We start from the raw sequence: 15,547 nt of genomic DNA, 5'->3' as shown, positions 1-15,547 counted from the left end.
ACTAGGACCTCTTCACCGAAGGCTCGTACGCCAGCTCCATCCGGTAGGCCAGCGCCAGGAACAGCGACTGCGCCAGGGTCAGCGTGCTGGTCAGGGAGCGAAAGCCGAAGGTGGCTGCGTCCTGGGCGAGCAGGGTGACCGTGGCGCGTGATGCCAGGGGGCTGAGCTGGCTGTCGGTCAGCGCCAGCAGGCGCGCGCCGCGGGCCAGGGCCGCATCCACCATTTCCAGCGTTTCGGGCGCGTAGGGCTCGAAGGAGACGGCCAGCATCACGTCGCCGGGCGCCAGCGCGCGCAGCTCGCCCTTTTGCATGGCGCCCAGGCCGTGCAGCCAGTGCACGGGCTTTTCGGTGTGCTGCAGCGCATAGGCCAGGTAGGCGCCCACGGGGAAGGCGCGGCGCGAGGCGGCCAGCCACAGCGAGGGGGCATCCAGCATGAGGTCCACCGCCGCCTCGAACTGCTCGGGCGGCAGGCCGCGCTGCAGGGCCTGCAGGCTTTCGATGCTGCCTTCGATGACCTCGTGCGCCAGGCGCGCGCTGCTGCGTGGCTCGTTGCCCGAGGCGATCAGGCCCCGGATGCGGTCCTGGTAGTCATGCTGGGCCGAGAGCTGGCGCGCCGCATCGGCGCGGAACAGCGCCTGCAGTTCCGAGTACCCCGAAAACCCGAAATGCTTGGCAAAGCGCACCACGGCCGAAGGCTGCACGCCACATTGCTCGGCCGTGGCCTGGATGCCGTCGAAGGCCAGGCGATCGCCCTGCATTTCCACATGGCGGCCGATGGCCTTGAGCTGGCGGCTCAGGGCCTCGAAGCCCTCGCGCAGCACGGAGAGGAAGGCGCCACGGTCGGCGTAGGGTCCGGCCAGCGAGGGGGCGCCTGCATCGCCAAGGGTTTTTCTATTTTTCATATATATGGAAAACTTTTTCTATTTCGATCTATGATCGCATGCACGCAACGATTATGGACAGGCCCGCACGCGGGTGTCCGCAACGCACAGGCCTATGACGATGAGCATGCTGAACTTTCCCTCCGACCGGCCGCTGGACGTGGCCTGCCTGGGCCGACTGGCCGTGGACCTTTACGCGCAGCAGATCGGCTGCAGCCTGGAGGAGGCCGGCAGCTTTGCCAAGTACCTGGGCGGCTCCTCGGGCAACATGGCTTTCGGCACGGCGCGCCTGGGGCTGCGCTCGGCCATGATTTCGCGCGTGGGCGATGAACAAAATGGCCGCTTCCTGGTCGAGACGCTGCGCCGCGAGGGCTGCGACACCAGCCAGGTGCAGGTCGATGCCCAGCGCCTGACCGGCATGGTGCTGCTGGGCATCAAGGACCAGGAGACCTTCCCCCTGCTCTTCGCCCGCGAGAACTGCGCCGACATGGCCCTGGACGCCGAGGCCATCAGCGAGGCGTTCCTGGCCCGCTGCCGCTGCCTGGCCATCACGGGCACCCACCTGAGCGCACCCGGCGTGCTGGCCGCCAGCCGCAAGGCACTGGAGATGGCAGGCCGCCACGGCCTGGTGCGCGTGCTGGACATCGACTACCGGCCCGTGCTGTGGGGCCTGGCCTCGCGCGGCGACGGCGAGACACGCTATGTGGCCAGCGCCGAGGTCAGCCGCAGGCTGCAGGCCGAGCTGGGCCAGTTCGAACTCATCATCGGCACCGAGGAGGAATGGCTGATCGCCGGCGGCGTGGAGGGCGACCTGATCGCCAGCCTGCGCCGCGTGCGCGAATGCAGCCGCGCCGTCTTCGTGGTCAAGCGCGGGCCGCTGGGCTGCTCGCTGATCGAGGGCGAGGTGCCCGATGCGATTGCCGATGCGCCCACGGTGCTGGGCGAGCGCGTGGAGGTGCTCAATGTGCTGGGCGCGGGCGATGCCTTTGCCTCGGGCCTGCTGTCCGGGCTGCTGCGCGGCAAGAGCCTGGAGGAATCTGCGGCGATTGCCAACGCCTGCGGCGCCATCGTGGTCTCGCGCCATGGCTGCGCGCCGGCCATGCCCACGCAGGCCGAGCTGGCGCACTGGTTCTCGGGCCACCGCCATCCGCGTCCCGACCAGGACCCCGAGCTGTCCCACCTGCACCGCGTCAGCCGCGCGCGGCCGCAGTGGCCCGCGCTGTGCGTGCTGGCCTATGACCACCGCAGCCAGTTCGACGATCTGGCGCGCGAGGCCGGCGCCGCGCCCGCGCGGCTGCGCCCGCTCAAGCGGCTGATCAACGAGGTGGTCGCCCAGGTCGAGCGCGATCCGGGCAACGCGGGCCGCATGGGCGTGCTGATCGACGGCCGCCATCACCTGGGCGAGGCCGCGCTGCACGACGCCACGGGACGCGGCTGGTGGATAGGCCGGCCCATCGAGCTGCCGGGCTCGCGCCCGCTGCGCTTTGACGGCACGGACTCGCTGGCTTCCGAGCTGCTGCACTGGCCGCAAAGCCATACCGTCAAATGCCTGGTCTTCTACCACCCCGACGACACGCCCGCGCTGCGCGCCGAGCAGGATGCCTGGCTGCAGCAGGTCTGGACCGCCACGCGCGCCAGCGGCCATGAGCTGCTGCTGGAAGTGATCCCGCCAAAGGACACGCTGGCGCCGGACGACCGGGGCGAGGCCGTGCTGCGCGCCATACGCCACTTCTACGACCTGGGCCTCAAGCCCGAATGGTGGAAGGTCGGCACCATGGCGCGCGAGAACTGGGAGGCGCTGGACGCCCTGGTGAACGAGCGCGACCCCTGGTGCCGGGGCGCCGTGATCCTGGGCCTGTCCCAGCCCGTGGAGCAACTGGTGCAGGGCTTTGCCCAGGCGCGGGCGCCCGTGGTCAAGGGCTTCATGATCGGCCGCAGCGTCTGGGCCGGACCCGCGCTGCAGTGGCTGCGCAACGAGCTGGACGACGCCGCGCTGCGCGATGCCGTCGCCGCCAACTTCCGCGCGCTGATCGCGGGCTGGGATGCCAGCCGCGTGGACGCGCGCCAGGACATCACCGAAGGAGCTGCGGCATGAGCCCCCGCCCGGCCGCTCCGAAGGGGGCTCGCACCGCAGCCCGTGAGGGCGAAGGTCTCCCAATGAGCCTTCTCGTCAAGGCCGCGCCCGGCCGCGTCGTCACCGACATCACGCCCGCCAGCGCGGGTTGGAAGCACATCCACTTCAAGGCCCTGAGGCTGCAGGCAGGCGAGGTGGAGGCGCTGTCCACCGGCCCGCTTGAATACTGCATCACCGTGCTCACCGGCCAGGTGGATGTGCAGGTCGGCAGCCAGGCGTTCAGCGCCCTGGGCAGCCGCGCCAGCGTGTTCGAGGAGAGTGCGCCCACGGCCGTCTATGTGCCGCCCGGCCAAAGCCTGCGCATCACGGCGCGCGGCCCGGCCGACGTTGCCTTGAGCGCCGCACCCGCCACGGGCCGCCACGCCACGCGCGTGATCGCGCCCGAAAGCATGCGCCGCAGCGTGCGCGGCCAGGGCAGCAACACGCGCCATGTCTGCGACATCCTGCCCGAGACCGAGGCGGCCGAGTCCCTGCTGGTGGTCGAGGTCATCACGCCCGCAGGCAACTCGTCCAGCTATCCGCCGCACAAGCACGACAGCGCCGACCCCGCCGCGCCGGACGCCGAGACCGTGCTGGAGGAGACCTACTTCCACCTGCTCAACCCCAGCCAGGGCTTTGCCTTCCAGCGCGTCTACACCGATGACCGCAGCATCGACGAAGCCATGGCGGTGGAGCACCGCGACACCGTGATGGTGCCGCGCGGCTACCACCCCTGCGTGGCCCCGCACGGCTACGACCTCTACTACCTCAACACCATGGCCGGGCCCGAGCGGCGCTGGGCCTTCCGCAACGACCCCGCGCACGAATGGATGCTGCGGCCGCGCTGACGCACGGCGCAACAGACACCCATAAAAACCACCGGAGACAAAAAATGCTGTTCAACCCAATGGCCCTGCACCGCAAGGCCTGGCTATCCTGCGCCCTGCTGACGCTGGGCATGGGCACCGCCCAGGCGCAATCCGCCCCAGCCCCGTCCTCCCAGAGTGCGCCAGCCTGGCCCACCCAGCCCGTCAAATGGGTGGTGCCCTACGCACCGGGCGGCACCACCGACGTGATCGCGCGCCAGCTGGCCGTGCAGATGGGCAAGGACCTGGGCCAGCCCGTGGTGGTGGACAACCGTCCCGGCGCGGCCAGCATCATCGGCGCCACGCTGATCGCACGCGCCCCGGCCGACGGCTACACGCTGGGCACGGCCGACTCGGGCACGCTGGCCTTCAACCCCGCCATGTATGCGCGCCTGAGCTATGACGCGGGCAAGGACTTCAGCTACATCGGCGGCCTGGGCCGCATGCCGCTGGTGCTGGCCGTGCATCCGTCCTTCCCGGCGAAGAATGTGCAGGAATTCCTGGCGATGGCGCGCAAGGAGCCGGGCGGCATCTCCTCGGCCTCGTCGGGCCCGGGATCGCCGCTGCACGTGGCGCTGGAGCTGTTCAAGCAGCGCACGGGCACCCAGATCCTGCACGTGGCCTACAAGGGCTCGGCCCCGGCGCTGCAGGACCTCATGGCAGGACAGATCCAGTCCATGTTCGTGGACCTGCCGCCCAGCCTCTCGGCCATCCGCGCGGGCAAGCTGCGCGTGCTGGCCGTGGCCACGCCCCAGCGCCTGCCCATCCTGCCCGACGTACCCACCATGGCCGAGGCCGGCGTGCCCGGCTTCGAGGCCTATGCCTGGCAGGGCTTCGTCGGCCCCGCCCACCTGAGCCCTGCGCTCACCGAGCGCCTGAACAAAAGCCTGGCCACCGCCCTGCGCCACCACGAGACGCGTGCCAAGCTCGAAGAGATCGGCATACAGCCCATGGAGATGACGCCGCAGCAGTTCGCAGGCTTCGTGCGCTCGGAACAGGCGCTGTGGAGCGGCGTGATCAAGGCCGCCAACATCAAAATGGATTGAAGCGCAGACATCGCCACATAGACAAGATCCCGGAGACAAGCCATGACCCTCGCATCCCGCCGCCAATTCATCCACTCGCTGGCCGCCCTGGCCGCAACGCCGGTCCTGCCCGCCATGGCGCAGGCACCGGCCGGCGCCTGGCCCCAGCGCCCCATTGAACTCATCGTGCCCTTTGCCGCTGGCGGCGGCACCGACGTGCTGGCACGCGCGCTGGCCGAGGTGGCGCGCAAGCACCTGCCGCAGGATCTGATCGTGCTCAACCGCGCAGGCGCCAGCGGCGCCGTGGGCTGGACCGAACTGGCCAATGCCAGGCCGGACGGCTACAAGATCGGCATCATCACCGTCGAGCTGACCATGATCCCGCACATGGGGCTGACCAAGATCAGCTCCGACGCCCTGCTGCCCGTGGCCCGCCTGAATGCCGACCCCGCCACCATCGCCGTGCGTGCCGACTCGCCCTATCGCAGCATCGAGGAACTGATCGCCGCCGCGCGCAAGGACGAGGCCGCGGTGCGCATCGGCAACGCCGGACCGGGCTCGCTGGGCCACCTGGCCGCCGCCGCGCTGCAGGACAAGGCGGGCGTGAAATTCAACCACGCGCCCTACCGCGGCGCCAACCCTGCCGTGCTCGACCTGCTGGGCGGCCACATCGAGGCCGTGGCCGTCACGCCCGTGGAGGTGGCCACCTATGTGGCGGCCGGCAAGATCCGCCCGCTGGCCATCATGGCCGAGCAGCGCATACAGGCCGGCTGGGAAGCCGTGCCCACGCTCAAGGAGCGCGGCATCGACCTGCTCATCGGCGGCTGGCGCGGCCTGGCCGTGCCCCGCAACACGCCTGACGCCGTGGTCCAGACCCTGCGCAAGGCCATGGCCCTGACCCTCAAGGACCCCGCCCTGCGCGAAACCATGGCCAAACAGAACATGGGAGAGGGCTACCTGGACCAGCCCGAGTTCAAGGCCGTGATCGACCGCGACAACGCGGTGTTCAAGCAATTGGTGGACAAGCTGGGGATCAAGGCCTGAGGGGCCTGTGAAGCGCGATGGCCAATGGCTCGGCCGTGTTTTACGGGCAGTGGAACGCGGCGACCAGTCAGCACTTTTGCTTGATAGATAAATCAATAAACTAGGAGAAATTGGATTTTATTGATATAAAAGTCAAATGCAAACCCTTCAAGAACTCGGTGAATCCGTGGCCCGCCGGCGGCGCGCACTGGGTCTTCAACAAGGCGCCGTGGCCGCCCAGGCAGGCATCACACCCGAGACGCTGTCGCGCTTCGAGCGTGGCCGCTCGGCCGAATTCGGGACGCGCAAGCTCCTGGCCGTGCTGGCCGTGCTGGGCATGGAGATCGATTTCTTTGCCATGGGCCAGTCGGGCACTCTGGATGAACTGCGCCGCGAGCGCAACCAGGCACGGCCATGAAGCTCGCCGTCCACGTCCTGGGGCGGGAGGTCGCGGTGCTGGAGCCGGTGGGCGACTTCAAAAGCGTTCTGACCTACCACGCCCACACGGCGCCTGATGACTTCGTCTCACTCACCATGCCAGTGCGCACGGAGTCCTACGCCTGGGATGACCAGCTGCCCCCCGTGCTGCAGATGAACCTGCCCGAAGGCTATCTGCTGCAGGTTCTGCAGGAGCAGTTCGGCCCGCACATCGGGGCCAGCCCCGTCGCCCTGCTTTCGGTGATTGGCCGCAACATGGTCGGCCGCATCCAGGTCGCCGCGCCCGGCGCCGCTCTGCAGCAGCCTGCCAGTTCCGTGGAAGTGGCCGCGCTGCTGCGCGGTGACAACTCGGAAGCAGCCTTTGCCCAACTGGTGCGGCAGCACGCCACCAGTGGCGTCTCCGGCGTGGTGCCCAAGTTCCTGGACGCGAACGATGAGGCAGTCCAGGGCGGCAGCCCATCGCTGGCGGGGCACAGGAAGGCCAGCCTCATCACACGCCGCCACATCATCAAGGGCTCCAGCAGGCACTTGCCCTTTGTGGCATTGAACGAGCACCTGTGCATGCAGGTCGCCGCCAAGGTAATGCCTGCGGCACGGACAGAAATCTCGGACGACGGACAGGCCCTGGTCGTGCACCGTTTCGATGTCGATGACAACGGACAGGCCCTTTGGGGGATGGAGGACTTTTGCGCGCTGCTGGGCCTGCGCCCCGCGGCCAAGTACGACACCACCTGGGAGCGCATCGCCAAGGCCGTGCGCGACCATGTGCCCGGCGAACGCCGGCTGCAGACCTATCGCCAGCTGGCCACCACGCTGCTGCTGACCTATGCGCTGCGCAATGCAGACTGCCATGCCAAGAACCTGGCCCTGCTCTACACCCGGCGTGCCGATGTGCACCTGTCCCCCGCCTACGACATGCTGACCACCGTCGTCTATCCCGGCTTCCAGCACAACCCGCCCAGCATCGAATTCATGGGAAAGAAGACCTGGACGCCAGGCAAGAGCCTGCAGAAGTTCATCGCCACGACCCTGGGGATTGCGCCCCGGGAGCAGGCAGTCATGGTGGAAGCTATCAGCGATGCAGTGGCCGACGCCGGACAGCAGGTCAGGGATGCCATGGCGCAGCACGGCGGCTTCAGGGACATCGGCAAGCGCATGCTGATGGGTTGGTCCGAAGGTGTTCAGGGCTTGCGCGATCAGCGCGTTTATGCCGTCGGTGATTGGAAACCGGGAGACGCCTTCGAAGGGTTTTCCGCACCACCGAAGCAGAAATCGTCCGCCGGCAAGCTTGTGCGTTCCCGCCTGCCGGGTGAGCGGTAGCACGCATCAACCTCGCTCAGCGAATGAACCCCGCCGCAAACGACGCCCGCAGAAACTCCACGAATACCGCCACCGAACGCGGCACGTGGCTGGCGTAGGGGCGGATCGCGAACAGGTGTTCGCCGAAGGCATCGACGGGCCGCCAGCCGGGCAGGACCTCGCGCAGGTGGCCGGAGGCCAGGCCCGATTGGGCGCTGAAGTCGGGCACCAGGGCGATGCCCAGGCCGGCCATGGCGGCGTCGCGCAGCATTTCGCTGTTGTTGGCGGCAAAGCCGCCGGCCACGGGCACGACGGTGCGTACTGCGTCTGCACCGGCGTCCGCACCGGCATCGGCGGGCACGAAGCTCCAGGCCATGGCACCCTGGGTGCGCGGGTAGTGCAGGCACTGGTGCGCGGCCAGGTCCTGCGGGGTGGCCGGGGTGCCGTGCGCGGCCAGGTAGTCCGTGCTGGCCACCAGCAGCGAGCGCGTGGGCGCCAGCGCCCAGGCCACATGGGTTTCGGGCGGGGTGGAGGCATGGCGCACGGCGATGTCGAAGCCCTCCATCGCCAGCGAGCGCAGGTGGTCAGACAGGTCCAGCTCCAGCCGGATCTGCGGATGGGCACGCAGGAAGGCCGGCAGCCGGGGCATGAGCTGCTGGCGCGAGAAGGCCACGGGCGCGGTCACGCGCAGCAGGCCGCGCGGCTCGGCCGCCAGGTCGCGCACGCCCGCAAAGCTGTCGGCGATGTGCTCGAAGGCACCGCGCGTCTCGTCCACCAGGCGCTGGCCCGCTTCGGTCAGGCGCACGCTGCGCGTGGTGCGCGTGACCAGGGCCACGCCGGCCGCGCGCTCCAGCTCGGCCACGCGCTGGCTCATGGCCGCCTTGCTCACGCCCAGGCGTGCGGCGGCCGAGGTGAAGCTGCCTTGCTGCTCCAGCACGACCAGCCAGTGCAGGTGGCTCCACAAGGCCTCGGCCTTGGCATCGGGTTTTTCATTTGCCATGCGGGGATTGTTCAGCGAAATGAACAATCAATTCAAGCACAGCGCCTAGGCAGGCCGAAGGCGCACTCCTAGACTGGCCGGCATGAACACCGCAAACACCTCCTTCGCTTCCATCGTCCATTACGTCAACGGCCAGCGCACGGCAGGTGCCAGCGGCCGCGAGCAGGACGTGACCAACCCGGCCACCGGCCAGGTCACGGGCCGCGTGGCCCTGGCCTCGCGCGCCGATGTCGATGCCGCCGTGGCGGCCGCCCAGGCGGCCTTCCCCAAGTGGGCCGACACGCCACCGCTGCGCCGGGCGCGCGTGATGTTCCGCTTCCTCGAGCTGCTCAACCAGCACAAGGACGAACTGGCCCACGCCATCACGGCCGAGCACGGCAAGGTCTTCACCGATGCGCAGGGCGAGGTCAGCCGCGGCATCGACATCGTGGAGTTCGCCTGCGGCATCCCGCAGCTGCTCAAGGGCGATTTCACCGACCAGGTCTCCACCGGCATCGACAACTGGACGCTGCGCCAGCCGCTGGGCGTGGTGGCGGGCGTGACGCCGTTCAACTTCCCCGTGATGGTGCCGATGTGGATGTTCCCGGTGGCCATTGCGGCGGGCAACACCTTTGTGCTCAAGCCCAGCCCCATCGATCCCACGCCCTCGCTGCTGATCGCCGACCTGCTCAAGCAGGCCGGCCTGCCCGACGGCGTGTTCAACGTGGTCCAGGGCGACAAGGAAGCCGTGGATGCGCTGATCGAGCATCCCCAGGTGAAGGCCGTGAGCTTCGTGGGCTCCACGCCCATTGCCAACTACATCTATGAGACGGGGGCCCGCCACGGCAAGCGCGTGCAGGCCCTGGGCGGCGCCAAGAACCACATGGTGGTCATGCCCGACGCCGATATCGAACAGGCCGTGGACGCACTGATCGGCGCCGGCTACGGCTCGGCCGGCGAGCGCTGCATGGCCATCAGCGTGGCCGTGCTCGTGGGCGATGTGGCCGACCAGCTGCTGCCGCGCCTGATCGAGCGCACCAGGGCCCTGAAGGTGCTGGACGGCGAGGACCTGGCCGCGGAAATGGGCCCCATCGTGACGCGCGCCGCGCACGAGCGCATCAGCGGCTACATCGACCTGGGCGTCAAGGAAGGCGCGCAGCTGCTGGTCGATGGCCGGGGCTTCGACGGCAAGGCGGCCGGCGCCGCCACGGGCACCGACACCTCGGGCGGCTTCTGGCTGGGCGGCACGCTGTTCGACCATGTCACGCCCGACATGCGCATCTACAAGGAAGAGATCTTCGGCCCCGTGCTGGCCGTGGTGCGCGCCAAGGACTTCGCCGAGGCCGTGCAGCTGGTCAACGACCATGAGTTCGGCAACGGCGTGGCCTGCTTCACGCGCGACGGCAATGTGGCGCGCGAGTTCGGCCGCCGCATCGAGGTCGGCATGGTCGGCATCAACGTGCCGATTCCCGTGCCCATGGCCTGGCACGGCTTCGGCGGCTGGAAGCGCAGCCTGTTCGGCGACATGCATGCCTACGGCGAGGAAGGCGTGCGCTTCTATACCCGCCAAAAGAGCATCATGCAGCGCTGGCCCGAGAGCACGCCCAAGGGCGCGGAATTCGTGATGCCCACGGCCAAGTAGGCGCAGGTTCGCTCCATGAAAAAACCAGCCCGCGGGCTGGTTTTTCTTTGGGGACTGCGACCTGTCAGAAGCGGTATCCGATGCCGATGGCGTAGACGTTGGGATTGAGCTTGAGCGACACGCTCTGGCCCGAGGACAGGTGTGCCGTGGTCTTCAGGAAGCTCTTGTAGTAGGCCACGTCCAGGAACCAGCGTTCGTTGAAGTTGTAGACGAAGCCGATCTGCGGCGTCAGGCCCCACTTGCTGTCCACCGAGGCCGTGGTGGGATTGGCCAGCGTGCCGCCGGTCAGGCCGTTGAGGGAGGCCGTGGTGCGCTCGCCGAAGAACTTGGCATAGGTCACGCCCAGGCCCAGGTAAGGGCGGAAGGCGGAGTTGGCCTCGCCGAAGCGGTACTGCGCGAACACGGTGGCGGGCAGCACCTTGGTGCGGCCGAGCTTGCCCGTGCCGGAGATGGCACCATCGCCCACGAAGTCGTGCTTGAACGGCAGGCCCATGGGCACGTCGATGGCCCAGTTGTTGGTGACCATGTAGGTCACGCCGCCCGTGAGCTGGCTGTTGGCCTTCACGTCCACGCGGGTGTCGGGGAAGCTGGGCGTGCTCAGCCAGCCGCTGCTGGTCTGGGGATCGATGCGCGTGGCGCCCAGGCGCACGCTCCAGGTGCCGGCGGACTGGGCGCTGGCGGCCATGCAGGCCGTGGCCATGGCCACGGCGGCGGTGATGCGCAGGAATTTCTTCATGGATGTGTCTCCTCGTGCTGCGTGTCTGCGATCACAGCCAGCCGGCGCGGGCCAGGGTGCGGGAGGCCAGCTGGCTCATCTGCTGATGGCCGTAGGGCGTGGGATGGAAGCTGTCGGCAAAGGCATAGCTCTTCCACCAGTTGGCGCTGGTCTCGCCCACGGGAATGGAGGCGGACAGCGCGGCCTCGGTGCAGGTCGGGAAGCTGTAGGTGGGCAGGCCGTCAGCGCCCACGCCGGTGGCCGGGCAGGCCGGCTTTTTCACGTTGGTGTAGGCGTACTGGGCGGGGTCGGCCATCTGCTGGCGGAACTCGCTGTAGAAGTCGATGATGGCCACGCGGCTCTCACCCGTGAAACCGGCCGCGACCTGCTGGTTGAAGGCCTTGACCCAGCCGTCGAACACGGTCTCCAGCTGCGCGGCGGCGGCCGAGCCCTGCTGCTGGGCCACGGACTGCAGCACCAGCTGGAAGCGCGGTGTCAGCGTGATGGCGGGCACGTTGAGGATGGCCACGCGCGTGGCGCCCTTGCCCAGCACATTGGCCTGGATGCTGGAGACAAAGCCCTTGGCCAGGTTCTGCATGTACAGGCCACCGGCCTGGGCCATGCCGGCCTGGCCCTGCTGCAGCAGCGCGCCCAGCGTGGCCGCGTCGATCTTGGTGGACAGCAGTGCCTTGAAGCTCGCACCCTGGTCCCTGGAGGCGGCCAGGAAGGCGCCGACCACGTCGGCCGCGTCATTGGCGCCGCCGTCGATCACCGCCAGGTCATCGGCCGTGAAGCCCGCCGCACCCGCCAGCAGGATCTGCTGCGTGATGGAGATCGGTGCCGTGGGCGCGCTGGTGTAGTTGATGCGGCCACCGCCCACGGCGTAGTTGTTGCAGGCCGTGTTGGGCGTGAAGGCCGTGCCGTTGAAACGCGGGCACAGGGAGATGTTGTACAGGCCCGCCACGCGTTCGGCCCAGACCTGGTTGGAGCCGGCGCCCGTCAGCGTGGCGTTCTGCACGGTGAACTTGTAGCCGAAGGTGCCGCTGTCGGAGAGGCTGTCGCCCATCACCTTGACGGAGGTGATCTTGGCCCGGGGAGTGGTGTCGGCGCCGCTGCCGCCGCCGCAAGCGGCCAGCAGGCCGGCCGCGGCCAGAGCGGCCGCGAGGATTCGATAACGATTTGCCAAGATGGAATCTCCGTGAAGTGTTATGAATAGCACGACCGTGCTTTTTTGCTAAGGCCATCGTAGCGACACTTGCGCATTGGCGACACCGGGCAACTACGGATAGGAATTGCCTGCCGCCCAGGCATTTCGCACGCGGGCGAACAGACGATAAGGACCGCCGCATGGCCCGTGGGTAGGACAACGTCCTTGCCGTGAAAACAATGAAAAAGGGCCTGCGAAAGCAGGCCCTGCAGAGGGAGCGAAGGCGCCCGATCAGCGGTCGCGCGCCGTCCAGTCCACAAGCGCATCCCAGGCCGCGCGCGCAGCCGGGGCGTTGGCGTGGTTGGCCATGGCCACCAGCACGTAGCGGCGGCCGCTGGCCCCGTCCACATAGCCGGCCAGGGCCGAGGCATCGCGCAGCGTGCCGGTCTTCAGATGCGCCATGCCCTGGGCCCGGCTGAGGCTGCGGCGCAGCGTGCCATCCACGCCGACGATGGGCATGGAGGCAACGAACTCCGGCATCACCGGCGAGGCCCAGGCCTGCTGCAGCATGCGGCCCAGGCCGGAGGCGGTGATGCGCGCCTCGCGGCTCAGGCCCGCGCCGTTGTCGGCCACGGGCTGCTCGGCCGCGCCCCAGCGCGCCTGCCACCACTGGCCCAGGGCCTGGCGCGAGGACTCGAAGCTGGCCACGCCCGTGCGCTGCATTCCCATGGTCAGGAACACCTGCTGGGCCATGACGTTGTTGCTGTACTTGTTGATGTCGCGCACCACCTCGGCCAGTGAAGGCGATTCGCTCTGGAACGCAGGCTGCAGCCCGGCCGGCACGCGGCCGTCGTGCACGGTGCCGGTGAGCTTGCCGCCCAGCTCGCGCCACATGCCCTCGATGGCGCGGGCCGCGAAGGCCTCGGGCTGGGCCGGCGCCAGCGACCAGCTCTTGTCCCCGCAACTGGCCGGGAACGGGCCGGCAAAGGCGATGCGCAGCGGGTCGGCCATGTCCAGCTGCAGCCGGGCGCGCCAGTCGCCGCACTCGCTGCCGGCCGGCGCCAGCGGCACGGTCTCCTGCTGCTGGATGCCGGCCAGCGGCGGATCGTATTGCAGCCGCGCCACGCCCGCCGCCGCGTCGGGCGTGAAGCCCACGGTCACGGCCTTGTAGTTGACCAGCAGCGCGTCGGGCGCCACGTTGTAGGGGCGCCAGGGTTCGTTGTCGAAGGTGGCCGCGTCATGGCCGCTCACGGAAAACGCGCTGCGGTCCAGCACGATGTCGCCCACGATGACCTTGATGCCCATGCCCTGCAGGCGGCGCAGCATCAGCCACAGCCGCTCCATCACGAGCTTGGGATCGCCCTGGCCCTGGATGTACAGCGGCCCGCGCAGCACGCCGTCCTGCACCGGCCCGCCCAGGAAGACGGGCGTGCGCCAGACATGGGCGGGACCCAGCTGGTCCAGCGCCGCGTAGGTGGTGACCAGCTTCATGACCGAGGCCGGGTTCATGGCCACATGGCTTTGCCAGTCCAGGCGCGGGGCGGCACGGCCATCGACCTCGACCACCAGGGCGGAGACAGCATCGCGCGGCAGCTTGGCGCGCGCCAGGGCCGCCTCCACGGCGGGCGGCAGCCGGCTTTCGCGCACCGCCTTGGTGGCCAGGGAGGCCGGCGAGCTGGGCGCGTCAGCCTGGGCGCCTGCCACGCCGGGCAGGGCAGCCGCCGCCAGCAGCGCGGCCGCCAGGCCCTGGCGTGAACGCGGTGTTCCGAGTGAGAAGGCAGAGGAAATCGAGGCAATAAGGGAAGAAGACGGCGAAAGATGCAACATGGCCGGCAAGTCTACGCCGGTCATTGCAGCCCCGCCGGGCGCGGGACGGGCGGGGCACCGATAATCCTGCACTTGCTGCGGCACCGCCGCCTGCCCCAAGCCATGAATCTTCTTGCCCTAGACACCAGTACCGACACCCTCTCCATCGCCGTGCAGCGCGGCGATGCCGTCTGGGAGCACAGCGGCCCCGGTGGCCCGCAGACCTCGACCGAGCTGATCCCCGCCATCCTGGCGCTGATGGCCCAGGCCGGGCTGGAATTCGCCGAGCTGCAGGCTATCGTCTTCGGCCGGGGCCCGGGCTCGTTCACGGGCCTGCGCACGGCCTGCTCCGTGGCCCAGGGACTGGCCTTTGCCGCCCGCGTGCCCGTGCTGCCCATGGACAGCCTGCTGGCCGTGGCCGAGCAGGCGCGCGTGCAATACGGCTGCACCGACCTCATCGCCGTGATCGATGCGCGCATGAACGAGGTCTACCACGCCGCCTACCACTGGGCTGATGGCCGCTGGAACGACATTGGCGAGCAAAGTGGCGACTTCGGCCTGTGCGCGCCCGAGGCCCTGCAACTGCCGCCCGGCACCGTGGTGGCCGGCAACGCCCTGGCCGCCTACGGCGAGCGCCTGGCGCCCCAGGCCAGCCACCTGGCCGCCCTGCCCACCGCCGCCGCCATGCTGCGCCTGGCCCCGGCCCTGCTGGCGGCCGACCGCGCCTTGCCGGCCGACCAGGCCCTGCCGCGCTACATCCGCGATAAAGTCGCTCAGACCACGGCCGAGCGGGAGGCTGCCAAGGCGGCCGCCGCGCTGGCCCTGGCCACGCCCACTCCAGAGGCCAACCCACCCGCACCATGAGCACGCACACGCCACAGCCCTCGCGGCCGCAGCCGCCCCTGACCGACGCTCCGGCGCCGGAGCGGGACAGCGTGCGCTTCGAGCCGCTGAACGTGCTGTCGCTCGACATGCTGCTGCCTGTGGAGCAGCAGGCCTACTCGCATCCCTGGTCCCGTGGCAACTTCATCGATGCCATGGCGGCCGGCAATGAAGCGCAGCTGCTGGTCGATGCCCGGGGCGAACTGGTGGGCTACTTCGTCGCCATGATCGTGCTCGACGAGGTCCACCTGCTCAACATCACCGTGGCCCCGTCGCGCCAGCGCCAGGGCTGGGCCCGCATCCTGCTGGACGCGCTGGCCCTGTGGGCGCGCCAGCGCAAGGCCCAATGGATCTGGCTGGAGGTGCGCGAGAGCAATGTCCGCGCACGCAGCATCTACGCCGCGCATGGCTACCAGGAGGTGGGCCTGCGCAAGAACTACTACCCCATGCACGACGGCCCGCGCGAGCATGCCGTGCTCATGAGCCTCAAGCTATGGCCCTGAATCTAGACACCCGCCAGCGGGCCATGCTGCACGCCATGGGCATCACCGTCTGGCTGCCCGAGCCCGAGACCGCACCCGCCATGCTGTCCGAGGCCCTGGCTGCGCCCGCCGATGCGCCCGCAGCGGCGCCCCTGGCAGTTCCGCCCGTGGCCCGCCCCGTGCCGCCGCCCGTGCAGGAGGCGCCCCCCCCGGCGCCTGCTGCACCGGCGCCTGTCACCGCGCCAGCGCC

At 69.3% G+C, this 15,547-nt stretch carries 14 protein-coding genes and 1 pseudogene; 10 read left to right on the top strand and 5 right to left on the bottom strand.

Annotation, left to right across the window (positions count from 1 at the left end; translation table 11 throughout):
• Window position 1: 1 nt before the first annotated feature.
• Window positions 2-901 (bottom strand): MurR/RpiR family transcriptional regulator, encoded by a 900-nt coding sequence (locus tag A9976_RS00125; protein ID WP_183017308.1) that lies wholly within the window; start codon window positions 899-901, stop codon window positions 2-4.
• Window positions 902-1,001: 100 nt separating this feature from the next.
• Here A9976_RS00125 and iolC point away from each other — a divergent pair, with 100 nt between their 5' ends.
• The 6 genes from iolC to A9976_RS00095 all read left to right on the top strand — a co-directional run bounded on the left by iolC (window position 1,002) and on the right by A9976_RS00095 (window position 7,665).
• The gene (gene iolC / locus A9976_RS00120; RefSeq protein WP_183017307.1) at window positions 1,002-2,975 is read left to right on the top strand and encodes a bifunctional 5-dehydro-2-deoxygluconokinase/5-dehydro-2-deoxyphosphogluconate aldolase; all 1,974 of its coding nucleotides are present in this window, start codon (window positions 1,002-1,004) and stop codon (window positions 2,973-2,975) included.
• A 62-nt stretch (window positions 2,976-3,037) separates the two neighbouring features.
• A complete protein-coding gene (gene iolB / locus A9976_RS00115) occupies window positions 3,038-3,841 on the top strand; it encodes a 5-deoxy-glucuronate isomerase (RefSeq protein WP_183017306.1) in 804 nt (267 codons plus the stop codon).
• A 44-nt stretch (window positions 3,842-3,885) separates the two neighbouring features.
• Entirely contained in the window at window positions 3,886-4,905 is a 1,020-nt protein-coding gene (locus tag A9976_RS00110; protein WP_183017305.1) for a tripartite tricarboxylate transporter substrate binding protein, read from the top strand.
• 42 nt (window positions 4,906-4,947) lie between these two features.
• The gene (locus A9976_RS00105; protein WP_183017304.1) at window positions 4,948-5,928 is read left to right on the top strand and encodes a tripartite tricarboxylate transporter substrate binding protein; all 981 of its coding nucleotides are present in this window, start codon (window positions 4,948-4,950) and stop codon (window positions 5,926-5,928) included.
• 136 nt (window positions 5,929-6,064) lie between these two features.
• Window positions 6,065-6,325, top strand: a complete 261-nt coding sequence (locus A9976_RS00100; protein WP_183017303.1) for a helix-turn-helix domain-containing protein — start codon at window positions 6,065-6,067, stop codon at window positions 6,323-6,325.
• Complete coding sequence (locus tag A9976_RS00095; RefSeq protein WP_183017302.1) at window positions 6,322-7,665, top strand: type II toxin-antitoxin system HipA family toxin; 1,344 nt, start codon at window positions 6,322-6,324, stop codon at window positions 7,663-7,665. The genes A9976_RS00100 and A9976_RS00095 overlap by 4 nt, the downstream gene beginning before the upstream one ends.
• A gap of 16 nt (window positions 7,666-7,681) precedes the next feature.
• Here the strand turns inward: A9976_RS00095 and A9976_RS00090 are convergent, their stop codons facing one another.
• Window positions 7,682-8,644, bottom strand: coding sequence for a LysR family transcriptional regulator (locus A9976_RS00090; protein WP_183017301.1), 963 nt, complete (start codon window positions 8,642-8,644; stop codon window positions 7,682-7,684).
• Window positions 8,645-8,726: 82 nt separating this feature from the next.
• Here A9976_RS00090 and A9976_RS00085 point away from each other — a divergent pair, with 82 nt between their 5' ends.
• Window positions 8,727-10,265 (top strand): CoA-acylating methylmalonate-semialdehyde dehydrogenase, encoded by a 1,539-nt coding sequence (locus A9976_RS00085; protein WP_183017300.1) that lies wholly within the window; start codon window positions 8,727-8,729, stop codon window positions 10,263-10,265.
• Window positions 10,266-10,329: 64 nt separating this feature from the next.
• Here A9976_RS00085 and A9976_RS00080 read toward each other — a convergent pair whose 3' ends face one another.
• The 3 genes from A9976_RS00080 to dacB form a co-directional block, all read right to left on the bottom strand.
• Complete coding sequence (locus A9976_RS00080; protein WP_183017299.1) at window positions 10,330-11,001, bottom strand: OmpW family protein; 672 nt, start codon at window positions 10,999-11,001, stop codon at window positions 10,330-10,332.
• A 31-nt stretch (window positions 11,002-11,032) separates the two neighbouring features.
• Window positions 11,033-12,166, bottom strand: coding sequence for an SGNH/GDSL hydrolase family protein (locus tag A9976_RS00075; protein ID WP_183017298.1), 1,134 nt, complete (start codon window positions 12,164-12,166; stop codon window positions 11,033-11,035).
• Window positions 12,167-12,418: 252 nt separating this feature from the next.
• Window positions 12,419-13,954 (bottom strand): D-alanyl-D-alanine carboxypeptidase/D-alanyl-D-alanine-endopeptidase, encoded by a 1,536-nt coding sequence (gene dacB / locus A9976_RS00070; RefSeq protein ID WP_259649053.1) that lies wholly within the window; start codon window positions 13,952-13,954, stop codon window positions 12,419-12,421.
• Between the two features lie 102 nt (window positions 13,955-14,056).
• On the opposite strand from dacB, the gene tsaB reads away from it, so the two are divergent.
• The 3 genes and pseudogenes from tsaB to A9976_RS00055 all read left to right on the top strand — a co-directional run.
• Window positions 14,057-14,797 carry a tRNA (adenosine(37)-N6)-threonylcarbamoyltransferase complex dimerization subunit type 1 TsaB gene (gene tsaB / locus A9976_RS00065; protein WP_183017296.1) on the top strand — a complete coding sequence of 247 codons (741 nt, stop codon included), beginning with the start codon at window positions 14,057-14,059 and terminating at the stop codon, window positions 14,795-14,797.
• Window positions 14,794-15,318: a ribosomal protein S18-alanine N-acetyltransferase gene (gene rimI, locus A9976_RS00060; RefSeq protein ID WP_013804496.1), complete on the top strand. Its 525-nt coding sequence runs from the start codon at window positions 14,794-14,796 to the stop codon at window positions 15,316-15,318. The genes tsaB and rimI overlap by 4 nt, the downstream gene beginning before the upstream one ends.
• Window positions 15,309-15,547, top strand: a pseudogene (locus A9976_RS00055) (hypothetical protein); the annotation flags it as partial. The gene rimI and the pseudogene A9976_RS00055, both read left to right, overlap by 10 nt.

It is taken from the genome of Delftia sp. UME58 (genome assembly GCF_014170385.1).
Classification (GTDB): Bacteria; Pseudomonadota; Gammaproteobacteria; order Burkholderiales; family Burkholderiaceae_C; genus Comamonas; species Comamonas acidovorans.
This window is presented reverse-complemented; position numbering and strand designations above follow the sequence as displayed.

Excerpts from the sequence above, each read along its gene's own strand:
- A9976_RS00125 (WP_183017308.1), bottom strand. The coding sequence starts at position 901 with ATGAAAAATAGAAAAACCCTTGGCGATGCAGGCGCCCCCTCGCTGGCC.
- A9976_RS00100 (WP_183017303.1), top strand. The coding sequence starts at position 6,065 with ATGCAAACCCTTCAAGAACTCGGTGAATCCGTGGCCCGCCGGCGGCGC.
- A9976_RS00085 (WP_183017300.1), top strand. The coding sequence starts at position 8,727 with ATGAACACCGCAAACACCTCCTTCGCTTCCATCGTCCATTACGTCAAC.
- A9976_RS00110 (WP_183017305.1), top strand. The coding sequence starts at position 3,886 with ATGCTGTTCAACCCAATGGCCCTGCACCGCAAGGCCTGGCTATCCTGC.
- A9976_RS00090 (WP_183017301.1), bottom strand. The coding sequence starts at position 8,644 with ATGGCAAATGAAAAACCCGATGCCAAGGCCGAGGCCTTGTGGAGCCAC.
- A9976_RS00105 (WP_183017304.1), top strand. The coding sequence starts at position 4,948 with ATGACCCTCGCATCCCGCCGCCAATTCATCCACTCGCTGGCCGCCCTG.
- A9976_RS00080 (WP_183017299.1), bottom strand. The coding sequence starts at position 11,001 with ATGAAGAAATTCCTGCGCATCACCGCCGCCGTGGCCATGGCCACGGCC.
- A9976_RS00095 (WP_183017302.1), top strand. The coding sequence starts at position 6,322 with ATGAAGCTCGCCGTCCACGTCCTGGGGCGGGAGGTCGCGGTGCTGGAG.
- iolB (WP_183017306.1), top strand. The coding sequence starts at position 3,038 with ATGAGCCTTCTCGTCAAGGCCGCGCCCGGCCGCGTCGTCACCGACATC.
- iolC (WP_183017307.1), top strand. The coding sequence starts at position 1,002 with ATGAGCATGCTGAACTTTCCCTCCGACCGGCCGCTGGACGTGGCCTGC.
- tsaB (WP_183017296.1), top strand. The coding sequence starts at position 14,057 with ATGAATCTTCTTGCCCTAGACACCAGTACCGACACCCTCTCCATCGCC.
- rimI (WP_013804496.1), top strand. The coding sequence starts at position 14,794 with ATGAGCACGCACACGCCACAGCCCTCGCGGCCGCAGCCGCCCCTGACC.
- dacB (WP_259649053.1), bottom strand. The coding sequence starts at position 13,954 with ATGTTGCATCTTTCGCCGTCTTCTTCCCTTATTGCCTCGATTTCCTCT.